This is a genomic window from Mesorhizobium sp. P2_C4 (assembly GCF_056404575.1).
Genome location: NZ_JBFUDT010000014.1, coordinates 54,119 through 67,759, shown reverse-complemented (window position 1 = coordinate 67,759; position 13,641 = coordinate 54,119). Strand labels below are relative to the sequence as shown.

General features: G+C 63.5%; 8 protein-coding genes and 2 pseudogenes. 6 read left to right on the top strand and 4 right to left on the bottom strand.

From position 1 onward, the window contains the following. The 5 genes and pseudogenes from AC1DX6_RS30330 to AC1DX6_RS30310 all read left to right on the top strand — a co-directional run. On the top strand, window positions 1-2,518 hold a 2,518-nt coding region (locus AC1DX6_RS30330; RefSeq protein ID WP_477320235.1), incomplete at its 5' end, for a VCBS domain-containing protein. A 202-nt stretch (window positions 2,519-2,720) separates the two neighbouring features. Then, complete coding sequence (locus tag AC1DX6_RS30325) at window positions 2,721-4,394, top strand: type I secretion system permease/ATPase (protein WP_477320233.1); 1,674 nt, start codon at window positions 2,721-2,723, stop codon at window positions 4,392-4,394. Between the two features lie 19 nt (window positions 4,395-4,413). Next, window positions 4,414-5,751: an HlyD family type I secretion periplasmic adaptor subunit gene (locus AC1DX6_RS30320; protein ID WP_477320231.1), complete on the top strand. Its 1,338-nt coding sequence runs from the start codon at window positions 4,414-4,416 to the stop codon at window positions 5,749-5,751. A 225-nt stretch (window positions 5,752-5,976) separates the two neighbouring features. Then, window positions 5,977-6,604 (top strand): annotated as a pseudogene (locus tag AC1DX6_RS30315) (hypothetical protein); the annotation flags it as partial. A gap of 165 nt (window positions 6,605-6,769) precedes the next feature. Beyond that, window positions 6,770-7,222: a cupin domain-containing protein gene (locus tag AC1DX6_RS30310; protein WP_477320229.1), complete on the top strand. Its 453-nt coding sequence runs from the start codon at window positions 6,770-6,772 to the stop codon at window positions 7,220-7,222. Between the two features lie 107 nt (window positions 7,223-7,329). Here the strand turns inward: AC1DX6_RS30310 and AC1DX6_RS30305 are convergent. After that, window positions 7,330-7,467 (bottom strand): annotated as a pseudogene (locus AC1DX6_RS30305) ((2Fe-2S)-binding protein); the annotation flags it as partial. Window positions 7,468-7,617: 150 nt separating this feature from the next. On the opposite strand from AC1DX6_RS30305, the gene AC1DX6_RS30300 reads away from it, so the two are divergent. Beyond that, window positions 7,618-7,923, top strand: a complete 306-nt coding sequence (locus AC1DX6_RS30300) for a hypothetical protein (RefSeq protein ID WP_477320227.1) — start codon at window positions 7,618-7,620, stop codon at window positions 7,921-7,923. Window positions 7,924-7,974: 51 nt separating this feature from the next. Here AC1DX6_RS30300 and AC1DX6_RS30295 read toward each other — a convergent pair whose 3' ends face one another. The 3 genes from AC1DX6_RS30295 to nirB form a co-directional block, all read right to left on the bottom strand. Further along, window positions 7,975-10,644: a nitrate reductase gene (locus tag AC1DX6_RS30295; protein WP_477320225.1), complete on the bottom strand. Its 2,670-nt coding sequence runs from the start codon at window positions 10,642-10,644 to the stop codon at window positions 7,975-7,977. Between the two features lie 4 nt (window positions 10,645-10,648). Further along, the gene (nirD, locus tag AC1DX6_RS30290; protein ID WP_477320223.1) at window positions 10,649-10,978 is read right to left on the bottom strand and encodes a nitrite reductase small subunit NirD; all 330 of its coding nucleotides are present in this window, start codon (window positions 10,976-10,978) and stop codon (window positions 10,649-10,651) included. A gap of 211 nt (window positions 10,979-11,189) precedes the next feature. Then, entirely contained in the window at window positions 11,190-13,640 is a 2,451-nt protein-coding gene (nirB, locus tag AC1DX6_RS30285) for a nitrite reductase large subunit NirB (protein WP_477320221.1), read from the bottom strand. Window position 13,641: the final 1 nt, after the last annotated feature.

Here is a 13,641-nt window from a genome sequence, read left to right as displayed (position 1 = left end):
CACGACCAAGGACATCGTCATCTCGATCAACGGCGCCAATGACGCGGCGGAGATCACCGGCGATGCCAGCGGCTCGCTGACCGAAGCCTCCGGYGTTGCCAACGGCACGGCCGGCACCTCGCCGGCAATCGGCGATCTCGACGCCAGCGATGTCGACAGCGGCACCGACTTCTCGGTGCTGACCAACGGCGTGCACGGCACGCTGTCGATCAACGCGGCCGGCGAATGGAGCTACGCGCTCAACGAGGATGACGCCGCCGTCCAGGCGCTCAACACCGGCGATCCGGCACTCACCGACACCATCACCGTGCAGACCTCGGACGGCACGACCAAGGACATCGTCATCTCGATCAACGGCGCCAATGACGCGGCGGAGATCACCGTCAACGGTGCCGAAGACACCTCGGTCACGGAAAAGAGCGGTCTCGCCAACGGTACGCCCGGCGACGCCTCAGCCTTCGGCGATCTCAATGCGATCGACGTCGATAGTTCGGCGCTGTTTACCGTGCAGGCCGCCGTCGCCAAGACCTATGGCACCTTCTCGATCGATGCCAATGGCACCTGGAGCTATACGCTCGACGACAACAACGCGGCCGTCCAGGCGCTCAACAGCACCGGCGCGAACACCACGCTGCATGAGCTGGTGACGGTCACGACCGCCGACGGCACCCAAAAGGTGATCGACATCACCATCAACGGCGCCAATGACGCCGCGGTGATCACGGTCAATGGTGTCGAGGACACCTCGGTGACGGAAAAGAGCGGTGTCGCCAACGGCACGCCCGGCGACGCCTCAGCCTTCGGCGATCTCAATGCGATCGACGTCGATAGTTCGGCGCTGTTTACCGTGCAGGCCGCCGTCGCCAAGACCTATGGCACCTTCTCGATCGATGCCAATGGCACCTGGAGCTATACGCTCGACGACAACAACGCGGCCGTCCAGGCGCTCAACAGCACCGGCGCGAACACCACGCTGCATGAACTGGTGACGGTCACCACCGCCGACGGCACCCAAAAGGTGATCGACATCACCATCAACGGCGCCAATGACGCCGCGGTGATCACGGTCAATGGTGTCGAGGACACCTCGGTGACGGAAAAGAGCGGTGTCGCCAACGGCACGCCCGGCGACGCCTCGGCCTTCGGCGATCTCAATGCGATCGACGTCGACAGCTCGGCGCTGTTTACCGTCCAGGCCGCCGTCGCCAAGACCTATGGCACCTTCTCGATCGATGCCAACGGCACCTGGAGCTATACGCTCGACGACAACAACGCGGCCGTCCAGGCGCTCAACAGCACCGGCGCGAACACCACGCTGCATGAACTGGTGACGGTCACCACCGCCGACGGCACCCAAAAGGTGATCGACATCACCATCCATGGCGCCAACGACGCGGCGGTGCTGTCGTCTGCATCGGTCAACCTGACCGAGACCAACTCGGCCACCGATATCTCGACCTCCGGAACACTGACCATCTCAGACGTCGACAGTCCGACAACCTTTGCAGCCCAGGCCGGGACCGCGGGCAACTACGGGACCTTCGCCATCAATGCGGCCGGGGCCTGGACCTACACCGCATCCTCGGCGCATGACGAGTTCGTCGCCGGTCAGCATTACACCGAGAACTTCGATGTGCTCAGCGCCGATGGCACACACACTTCGGTCGCTATCGACATCCTCGGCACCGCCGACGCTCCGCCGCGGTTTGCGCCGACGGATATCCAGCTCACGCCCAGCACCACTACCGGAGATGTAAACTTCAACGCGTTCCAATTCATGGGAACGCTGAGCGCGACCGATCCGGATCCCGGCAGCTTTGTCTACAGCATCACCTCGCAATCGGACGTGGGACTGTTTTCGATCGCCGGCAGCACGTTGAGCTCAGGAGATCTCTCGCCAAGCAAGACATTCTCCGTGACCGTGCAGGCGACGCAGGTCGGCGACCCGGTTGGCCCCGCCTACCAGTACAGCGAGACGTTCCAGGTCATCACCGGCAGCAACGGTGGCGGTTCGGTCGATGGCGGCGGAGCTAATGCCGGCGACGACGTTCTTTACGGCAATGGCGGCGCGGACCAGATCTTCGGCCTGGCCGGGAACGACACGCTTTTTGGCCAGAGCGGCAACGATACGTTGAATGGCGGCGACGGCAACGACAGGCTCGTCGGCGGCGTCGGCGCCGACACGCTTACCGGCGGCCTGGGGGCCGACACATTCTACTACGGATCAGCCGTTTCGGATTCGGCGCCCGGTGCCGGCAATTTCGACACCATCACCGACTTCGTGCACGGCACCGACAAGATCGACCTGTCCTCGATCGACGCCGTTGCAGGCGGCAGCGATCAGGCCTTCCTGTTCGGCGGGCTGAATGCGGCCACCGTCGCCAACAGCATCACCTGGTCGGAAAGCGGCGGCAACACGATCGTTCGCGCCGACGTCAACGGCAACACGACAGCCGATTTCCAGATCACGCTGACGGGTACCGGGCTTGGACTGACGGCGAGCGATTTCATTCTGTGAACTGGGAGGCGGGCCTGCGGAGAGCCGTGGGCCCGCCTCTTTTCCCGCCAGCCGAGGATTGAGCTTACTAATTAAGGTTTACGGTAGAATTCCAAATGGGCCGCATCGCCGATCGAAGGACCAGGAGTAGTATAGGTTCCGGGCGTGGACAGGGGGGCGGTTTTCCGCTGGGTAGTTGAGTCTCGACAACAAATCAAAGATCGTGAAGGACGCGCTTCGGGCATGCCGCCGTTATTTTCTGGTTGCGGCGGCATTCAGCCTGGCGATCAATCTGCTCTATCTCGCTTCCCCCCTCTACATGCTGCAGATCTACGACCGGGTCGTCACCAGCGGCAGCGAAACCACGCTGGTGATGCTGACCCTTGTGTTGCTGGCGGCCTTCCTTTCGCTGGCCGGCCTCGATTTGGTGCGCGCCTGGATTCTGACGCGTGCCAGCGCGCGGCTCGACCGGCTGCTCTCGGCAAAGATCCTCGCCGCGTCAGTCGAAACCCCATCGCCCGGCTCCTCGCCGAGCCAGCCTATCCGCGACTTCGACACGTTCAGGCAGGTCATTACCGGCAGCGGCATCCATGCCCTGTTTGACCTGCCATGGTCGCCCATCTACATCGGCATCATCTTCCTGCTGCATCCGTGGCTTGGTTTCTTCGCACTGGGCAGCTCGCTGCTCTTGATCGCCATGGCCGTGCTCAACGAGTATCTCGTGCGTTCGCCGCTGAAGCAGGCCAACGACCTGGCGACGACCAATTATAACTTTACCGAGATGAGCCTCAGAAACTCGGAAGTCGTTCGCGCCATGGGGATGATCGACGGTCTCATCCGCCGCTGGGGGCGCGACCGTAACCTCGCGCTGCGGCGCCAGGCGGAGGCAAGCGATCGCGCCGCCCTGATGTCCGGCCTGATCCGTTTCCTGCGGTTGACCATGCAGTCGCTGATCCTCGGCCTCGGCGCCTATCTGGTGATAGAACGGCAGATCACCGGCGGCACCATGTTTGCCGCAAGCCTCTTGCTGGGCCGGGGGCTACAGCCGGTCGAGCAGATCGTCGGCCTTTGGCGCAGCCTGATCCTGGCGCGGGCGGCGTTGGCAAGGGTCGAGAAGCTGGTCGATGGGGGACCGCGGAACGAACGATCGTTCAACCTGCCGAAGCCCACCGGCAAGATTTCGGTCGAGCAGGTCAGCTTTGCAATTGCCAGCCAGCAGAAAGTGCTGCTGCGGGACGTATCGTTCAGGCTGGACGCAGGCGAGGCGCTCGGGATCGTTGGCCCTTCCGGCGCCGGCAAATCGACCCTGGCACGTCACCTTGCCGGCGTTATGCAGCCCAGCCGCGGCACCGTCAGGCTGGATGGCGCCGACCTGTCGCAGTGGGGGCACGACGCGCTCGGCGACCACATCGGCTACCTGCCACAGGACATCGAACTCTTTGCCGATACCGTCGCCGCCAACATCGGTCGCTTCAAGACCAATGTCGACCAGGAGGTGATCGAGGCCGCGCGGCTGGCTGGCGTGCACGAGATGATTATTCGCCTGCCGCAGGGTTACGAGACCCAGATCGGCGAAGGCGGCGCAGTCCTGTCAGGAGGATATCGGCAGCGGATTGCCCTTGCCCGAGCGGTGTTCGGCACACCGAACCTGATCGTTCTCGACGAGCCGAGTTCCAATCTCGACGCCGATGGCGACCGCGCGCTGAGCGACTGCGCGATTGAGCTGAAGCGCCGCGGCAGCACGGTGATCATCGTCTCGCACCGTCCCTCGACCCTGGCGAATGTCGACAAGATCCTTCTGTTGCGCGATGGCGCCGTCGAGGCCTTCGGCATGAGGAACGAGATCGTGGCGCTGCTCAACCAGCGCGCTGCACCAATGGCGGTGGCAACCCAATGAGCTGTGGCCGGAGAGATCGATGAGCGACGTCGCCCTCACCTACCGGAGCCTGCCCGGCGAAACCGATATCCAGGCCCCGGATTCGATCCGCGCGCCGGCCTATATCGGCCTGCTGATCATCGTTGCCTTTTTCGGCATTTTCGGCGGCTGGGCTGCCTTTGCGCCGCTGAACGGCGCGGTGCTCGCCGACGCCATCGTCAAGGTGGAAGGCAATCGAAAGAGCGTACAGCATTTCGACGGCGGTACGGTGAAGGAGATCCGCGTCAAGGATGGCGACGTCGTCAGGAAGGGCGACATCATGCTGAAGCTGGACGACACCAGAATCCGGTCCGAATTCAATCTCTATGCCCAGCAATATGCGCTCTTGCGCGCAACCGACGCCAGGATCCGGGCCGAACTGGACGGCAGCGTGGCTGTTGCCTTTCCCAAGGACATTCTCAAGGAGCATGAGGACTATCTCAGGGATGCGATGGCAAACCAGATCGCCGACCTGGAAAGCCAGCGCGCCTCGATGGCCGGCGCCACGCAGATCCTCGAGCGGCGCATTGCCGAGCTCGAGGAGCAGATAAAGGGCAAGCAGTCCCGGGTCGAATCCTACCAGGCACAGCTGCAATCGACGATCGACGAGAAGGCCAGCCTGTCGAAGCTGCTCAAGGCCGGATTGACGACCCGCCCTCGCATCCTGGAACTGGAACGGTCCGCCTCGGATCTGCAGGGCCTGATCGACGAGAACCTCGGCGCAATTGGCGGCAGCCAACAGAGCAAAGCCGAACTCGAGAGCCAGATCGCGCAATTGACCAACGAGCGCCGGGCCAAGCTGTCGGCCATGCTGATCGATACGCAATCGAACCTTGCTGACCTCGTGCCCAAGATGTTTGCCGCCCAGGCTGCCATGGACCGGGCCGAAGTGCGCGCGCCCTATGATGGCCAGGTGATGGATCTCAGCGTCTTCTCGATCGGTGCGATCGTGGCGCCAGGCCAGACAATCCTCGACATCGTGCCGACCGAGAATTCGCTGATCGTCCAGGCGCAGGTTCGCGTCGAGGACATATCGAACCTGCGACCCGACATGGCCGCCGAAGTTCGTTTCACCTCCTACAAGCAGCGTTCGATACCGATCATTCATGGACGCGTCACCCGCATTTCGGCGGATCGCATCACCGACAGCAAGACCGGGTTTCCCTATTACCTCGCCGACGTGGCTGTCGATCCGGTGGAATTGGCAGCGGCCCCACAGATTGCGCTTTACCCAGGCATGCCGGCGTCAGTCATGATCGTTACCGAGGAACGCACCGCACTCGACTACATTTTAGGCCCGCTGGTTGTGTCGTTCCACTCCGCCTTCCGCCAGAAATAACAAGCTTCGCGCCAAACATATTCGCGTTTTTCAATTTGTGGATCGTGGTCCAAAGTAGGTGGCGAGGCCAGGTTCCTCAGCCAAAAATTACATAAAAAACAACTATTTAATCGGACATGTTGACCCCGTTTTTTATCGGCGCGATTCCCGGGGCGAAAAGATTGGTGGCCGCTGGTGCGTGCCACTGGCTAAGCTTCCTCAAAGGTCCCCGCACGAGGCCGCTTCATGCCCACCGATAGCCAGTACATTCTCGACAGCATCAGCCAGGGATGCGTGGCACTTGCCGATGACGAGTTCTTCATCGACAGGTTGGTGAAGTATTTCGGCAATGGCAGGATCCGGTGGCACGTCGAATTCCGCGGGCATCGCATCGAACTGACGACCGGGCAGCTCAAGAAGCAGCCTACCTTCCGCAGGAAGATGCTCGAACAGGCTGGCGTACTGCCGCCGCAGCGTGCCGGGGCCGACTACAGGCGATGGGCACTCGATCTCAGGAAGAATGCCATCGAGCTTCCCTGGCGGGACAGGCCGGTCGATGCCGGTTTCGCCATCGACAGGCTCACCAGCCACCGGGATGGGCGCTGGACGGTTGAATACCGGGGCAAGGCAATCAAGTTCACGACGACCAAACTGCGCAGGCAAGTCAGCTTTCGCAAGCGCATGCTGGCCAAGGCCAAGGTGCTGCCGCCCCAGTTGGACCCGGCTGCCTATCGGAAGTGGATGGACTGGCTCATTCAAAACGCCAGCGAGGCCGCACCGCAGGTCGGCGATGCCCCGATGACGGAGAAAAGCTGGCTTGATGACCTGCCAGAGCTAGCCGGCTGGCAAGAATGAAGCGTCGCCCGAAGCGACCATCAGCCTAAGTTCGATTCTCTCAAATCCCGCCACAGAGACGCCTCACCCCAGCACCTCCCCCGCGCGGGGGATGCGGCGAGGCATCCACCTTGGTAGGCCCCGGCGGTTCGTGGCTCAGCTTTGACGCTTGGGGCCACGCCTTGTGAGATATGGAGAGATTTTGATGCTTAGATTTGCCTCGACGCTGGCGCTGCTGCTGCTCGGCACGGCGCCGCTGTTTGCCGACGACATGCCGATGAATGCGGACAGCATCAAATGGGCCCCCGCTCCTGCTGTCCTTCCCGCGGGCGCCGACATGGCTGTTATCGCCGGAGATCCTTCAAAGGACGGCATCTATGTGCTGCGGCTGAAGCTGCCCGCCGGCTACAAGATTCCCGCGCACAATCACCCGACGTCGGAATATGTGACGGTGATTTCCGGCAACTTTCATATTGGAATGGGCGACAAGCTCGACGAGGCGAAAGGCATCGAACTGACTGCCGGCGGCTTCGGTGTTGCCCCCCAGGGCATGAACCACTACGCGTGGACGACCAGCGATACGATCGTCCAGGTTCATGGCGAAGGGCCGTTCGCGATCACCTACGTTAACCCGGCGGACGATCCGAGCAGAAAGTGACGGTTCGCTGTCTGGCTTTGAACAGTCGAGCGGCCGAATGCCGTTCTGATCTGCCGGGATAGCCAGATCTTAACCCCGGCCCTGTGCCGGGGTTCTTTTTCTGGAACTTACTCCGCCGCCTCCACTCGGTTGGCCTGAATGATCCCGCGGATTTCGGCGCGGCAGGAGCCGCAATTGGTGCCGGCCTTCAGGGCGCTGCCGATGGCCTTGACGGTAGCGCAGCCCGCCGCCGCCGCTGCGGCAAGCCAAGCTGGTGTGATGCACATATATTAGCAATCAACGATATGTTAACAGGTAGGGAGCAGCCTTTCCGCATCGGGGACGAGAAACAACCTCCGATCGACGTTCCAGCGCCTATCAATGCCTGGACGTTCGACCGATGCGGAGCAAAACGCATGAGTGTCGGAACAACATTGGCACAGGTGCTGCGGATGATTCACCGTCGCGCCCTGAAAATAGCGGCGTTGCCAGACGACGAGAGAGATCCGCACTACGATCTCATCCGCCTGTCGTGCTGCGGAGCCGCCGAACAGATTGGACAAAGTCCCGACAAGGCAGCTGTCACGGCAAACAGTATGGTTGAATTTACGCGCGCGATGGTTGGGATCATTGAGCTAGGCCGCGAATTGGAGGCGCGGCGAAGCGCCAATTGGTCGCTGGGCGAGGGTTCGACAGTTTGGCGGCCCGGGCAATCGCAGTAGGATGGTCGCTGGTTTTCGGGATCATGCTCTAGCAGCCCGGACTCTGCGCCCTCACTCCGCCGCCTGCACCCGGTTGGCCTGGATGATCCCGCGGATTTCGGCGCGGCAGGAGCCGCAATTGGTGCCGGCCTTCAGGGCACTGCCGATGGCCTCGACGGTCGCACAGCCCGTCCTTACCGCCGCCGCGATCTGGTTGGCGCCGATGCTGAAGCAGGAACAGACGATGGCGCCGGCATCCGGCCGCTCGGTGCCGGCGCGGCCAGCGACGATGCGGAAACGCTCGCGCTGACCGGTATACGTCGCCTCAAGTTGTTCCGCTGCCCAGCCACGCGACACGGCGACCGGCCCGGGAGCGACGAACAAGGCTCCCGACAGACGATCGCCATCGAAGGCGGCGATGCGGTGCTGGCCGGCGTCGCGGTCGTGATAGGCGAGGATATCGGCACCCGACGGCGCGCCGAACAATGAGCCGGCGAATGCGGCCCAGTCGATGTCGTCATCGGCAAAAGCCAGCTCGACGCGCCAGCCGCCCCGGCATTTGGCCACGGCCCAGTAGCTTGCGGCAACCGCCACCGGCAGCCGTTGCATCACTGCGAAGCCGAAGGCCTTGGCGGCAAACTTCTCGATGCGGACGGCGACATGTTTCAGCGCCGGCTGGCCGGAGATCGGGTCGGTCAGCGGCGCGGTCAACGTGTCGAGCCGGCCTTTGGCCGCAAACTGGTCGGTCCAGTGCATCGGCGCGAACAGGCTGCCGTGGCGCTGGCGAGACGTGACCAGCGCGCGGACCAGCACCTCGCCGCGCGGACTGGAGACGCGCACGATGTCGGCATCGCCGATGCCGTAGTGCTGCGCGTCCACCGGGTGGATTTCGACGAAGGGCTCGGCGATGTGCTGGGACAGCCGCGGGCTTTTGCCGGTGCGCGTCATGGTGTGCCAGTGGTCGCGGACCCGGCCGGTGTTGAGGATCAGCGGGAATTTTTCGTCCGTGCGGGTTTCCACCGTCGGGCGGACGGCGATGAAACGCGCCTTGCGGTCGGAGGTGTAAAAATTGCCGTTGGCGAAGAAGCGGGTGCTGGAGGGGGTGCCTTGGCTCGGCGCTGGCCACTGGAACGGCTCCAGCGCTGAATAGGCCTCCCTATCGACACCGGCATAAGCCCCAATATCGAAATCCCGCGCCCCGTCATTCTCGAAACCCGACAGCGCGGCGTGTTCGGTAAAAATCTCCGCTGGCGTCTCATGCGCAAACGCCTCGGCAAAACCCATCCGCTTGCCGACTTCGGCGATGATCTGCCAGTCGGGCCGCGCCTCGCCGGGCAAGCTGAGGAACGCACGCTGGCGCGAGATGCGGCGCTCGGAATTGGTGACGGTGCCGTCCTTCTCGCCCCAGGCGGCGGCGGGCAGTCTGACATGGGCGTGACGGACCGTGTCGGTGTTGGTCAGCACGTCCGACACCACGACGAAGGGGCAAGCCCTGATCGCCGCTTCGACGGCGTCGGCGTCCGGCATCGAATCGACCGGGTTGGTGGCGATGACCCACAGTGCCTTGATGCGCCCGTCGGCCACGCCTTGAAACATCTCGACCGCCTTCAGGCCGGGCTTTTGCGCGACATCAGGCGCGTTCCAGAAGCGCTGCACGCGGTCGCGATGGTCGGGGTTTTCGATCTCCATATGCGCGGCCAGCATATTGGCCATGCCGCCAACCTCGCGGCCGCCCATGGCATTGGGCTGCCCGGTCACCGAAAACGGCCCTGCCCCGGGCTTGCCGATGCGCCCGGTGGCGAGATGGCAGTTGATGATGGCGTTGACCTTGTCGGTGCCCGACGACGACTGGTTTACGCCCTGGCTGTAGACGGTGACGGTTTTCGCGGTGGCGGCAAACAGGCTGTAGAAGCGGGTGAGTTCCTCCTCGCTCAGGCCCGTGGCGGCGGCGATGCCGGCAAGATCGAGTACGGATGCGGCGAAAAGCGCTTGCCCGAAGCCGGCCGTGTGCTCCGTGATATAGGCGCGGTCGAGCGCGTTGTGCTGGCCAAGCCAGGCGAGCAGGCCGGTGAACAGCGCGACGTCGCCATCCGGCGCGATCGCCAGATGCATGTCGGCGATGTCAGCGGTCATGGTGCGGCGCGGATCGATCAGCACGATCTTCATCTCCGGCCGCTTTTCGCGGGCCGCGGCAATGCGCTGGTAGAGCACGGGATGGCACCACGCGAGATTGGAGCCGACCAGCACGATCAGGTCGGCAAGCTCTAGATCCTCGTAATTTCCCGGCACGGTGTCCGAGCCAAAGGCGCGGCGGTGGCCGGCGACCGACGAAGCCATGCAGAGCCGCGAATTGGTATCGATGTTGCCCGAGCCGATAAAACCCTTCATCAGCTTGTTGGCGACGTAATAATCCTCGGTCAGCAGCTGTCCCGAAACGTAGAAGGCGACCGCGTCCGGACCGTGCTCGGCGATGGTTTGCGAGAAGGTCGAGGCGACGCGGTCGAGCGCCTCGTCCCAACCGGCGCGGCGTCCATGGATTTCGGGATAGAGTAGCCGGCCGTCGAGGTCGATGGTCTCGGCAAGTGCGGACCCCTTGGAGCAGAGCCGGCCGAAGTTCGCCGGATGGTCGGGATCGCCGCGGACGGATACTTCGCCGTCCGCGGCGACCTTCGCCAGCACGCCGCAGCCCACCCCGCAATAGGGGCAGGTGGTCCTCACCTCGCGTGCTGCGTCGATTTCCATGAGTTCAGGCCGCGCGGCTGGCAAGCGCTTCCAGCGCCAGGAACAGGCGCTCGCCTTCCCGCTTCACCGGGATGGTGCGCACCGCGCCCTCGTCGGCGCCGAGCGCCTTGCCCGTTTCCAGCGAAATCACCCAATTGTGCAGCGGACAGGTCACCGCCGCGCCATGGACGATGCCCTGGCTCAGCGGCCCGCCCTTGTGCGGGCAATGGTCTTCGATGGCGAAGACCTCGTCGTCCGCGGTGCGGAAGACAGCGATCTTGCCTTGCGGCGTGGCGACGCAGCGCGCGCCGCGGCTGGGGATGTCGGAGAGAGTGCCGATAGCGATCCAGGTCATTGACGTGCCTTTGCTTGATAGGAATGCGCCAAGGCACCCCCCTCTGTCCTGCCGGACATCTCCCCCTCAAGGGGGGAGATTGGCAGCTTCGGGCTCAACGCCAGTTCTGCAGCGTTGACGATTGGCGAAGGCCGTTGTGACATCTGATCTCCCCCCTTGAGGGGGAGATGGCCGGCAGGCCAGAGGGGGGCGGCTCGCGCTGACATCTCCATCACTCCGCCGCCTGCGCAAACCCGACCGAAGCCATCGGCCGGAATTCGTGCTTGTCCTTGCCTGAAACGCGCTCCGACCATGGATCGACCTGGGCGAATTTCTGGGAAAAGACGAAGCGCTCGTAATAGGCTTTGCGCTTGTCGGCATCGTCCATGATCTGGCGCTTGATCTCCGGGATGCCGATGCGCTTGGCCCATTTGTAGATGCGCTCGAGATAGCGGCCCTGCTCGCGGTACATCTGCGTCAGCGCCACGATATGCTCCAGCGCCTCGTCCTCGGTCTTGACCAGGCCGAGCACTTCGGTGCCCTTGATGTCGAGGCCGGCGGCCCCGGCGAAGTGGATCTCGTATCCACTGTCGACGCAGATGACGCCGACATCCTTGCAGGTCGCCTCGGCGCAGTTGCGCGGGCAGCCCGACACCGCCATCTTGACCTTGGCCGGCGTCCACGAGCCCCACATGAATTTCTCGATGCGGACGCCAAAGCCGGTCGAATCCTGCGTGCCGAAGCGGCACCAGTCGGAGCCGACGCAGGTCTTCACCGTGCGCAGGCCCTTGGCATAGGCATGGCCGGAGACGAAGCCGGCCTGGCCGAGATCGGCCCAAACCGCCGGCAAATCCTCCTTGCGGATGCCCAACATGTCGATGCGCTGTCCCCCGGTGACCTTGACCATCGGGATCTCGAACTTGTCGACGACGTCGGCGATGGCGCGCAATTCGGCGGCGTTGGTGACGCCACCCCACATCCTGGGCACCACCGAATAGGTGCCGTCCTTCTGGATGTTGGCGTGGACGCGCTCGTTGATGAAGCGCGACTGGTAGTCGTCGGCATAGTCGTCCGGCCAGTCGCAGACGAGGTAGTAGTTGAGCGCCGGCCGGCATTTGGCGCAGCCGCAGGAGGTCTTCCATTCCAGCTCCTGCATGACGGCCGGAATGGTCTTCAGCCCCTTGGCCTTGATCAGCCGGCGCACCTCGTCATGGCCGAGCGTGGTGCAGGAGCACATCGGTTGCACGGCGGCGGGGTTGTACGTGTCGCCGAGGGTCAGCACCATCAGCTTCTCGACCAGCCCTGTGCAGGAGCCACAAGAGGCGGACGCCTTGGTGTGGGCGCGCACATCGTCCAGCGACGTCAGGCCCTTCCCGGTAATCGTGCCAGTGATCTTTCCCTTACAAACGCCGTTACAGCCGCAGATTTCCGCATCATCCGGCAAGGCTGCAACGGCCGCCATAGGGTCCAGGGGGGCACCCCCCTGGTATGACTGGCCGAAGATAAGCGTGTCGCGCATCTCCGATATGTCGGTCTGCTTTTTCTTGAGGTCGTTGAACCAAGCGCCGTCGGCCGTCTCGCCGTAGAGCACGGTGCCGATGATGCGGTCGTCCTTCAGCACCAACCGCTTGTAGACACCGGCCGAAGCGTCGCGCAGCACGATTTCCTGGCGGTCGTCGCCATCGGCGAAATCGCCGAGCGAGAACAGCTCGATGCCGGTGACCTTGAGCTTGGTCGGCGTGTCCGAATGGACGAAGGCGGCAGCCTCGTCGCCGGCCAGTTGGCTGGCAGTGACGCGCGCCATCTCATAGAGCGGCGCGACAAGGCCGTAGACCATACCGTTGACCTCGGCGCATTCGCCGAGTGCGAAGATATCAGGATCGTTGCTGCGCATGCCGGCATCGACAACGATGCCGCGATTGACAGCAATGCCGGCCTCCTTGGCGATTGCGGCGTTCGGCCGGATGCCGACCGCCATGACCACCAGCGTCGCCGGGATGATGGTTCCGTCGGCAAGTTCCACCTGCTCGACCTTGCCGTTGCCCGTGATCGCCTGGGTGTTGGCTTTGGTGATGACCTTGATGCCGCGTTCTTCAACGGCGCGCTGCAGGAGGTAGCCGGCGGCGGGATCGAGCTGGCGCTCCATCAGCGTCGGCATGACATGCAGCACGGTGACGTCCATGCCTTGCGCGTTGAGGCCGGCCGCGGCCTCCAGTCCGAGCAGGCCGCCGCCGATGACCACCGCCTTGGCCCTGGACTGGGCAGCAAGCATCATTGCGCGGACGTCGTCCAGATCGCGATAGGTCAGCACGCCCGGCAGGTTGTGGCCCGGCACCGGGATGATGAACGGCACCGAGCCGGTGGCGATGACCAACTTGTCGTAGGGCTCGGTCACGCCATGATCGGAGGTGACGGTCTTTGCCTGCCGGTCGATGGCGACGATCTTGTGGCCCTTGTAGAGGGTGATGTCGTGCTTGATGTACCAGCCGTCGCCATGGATGATGATCTCTTCATAGGCCTTTTCGCCCGACAGAACCGGCGACAGCATGATGCGGTCGTAGTTCACGCGCGGCTCGGCGTTGAAGATGGTGACCTGGTAGCGCCCAGGCGCCTTTTCCAGGAGATGCTCCAGCATGCGCCCTGGGGCCATGCCGTTGCCGATGATGACGAGTTTCTCGGTCATG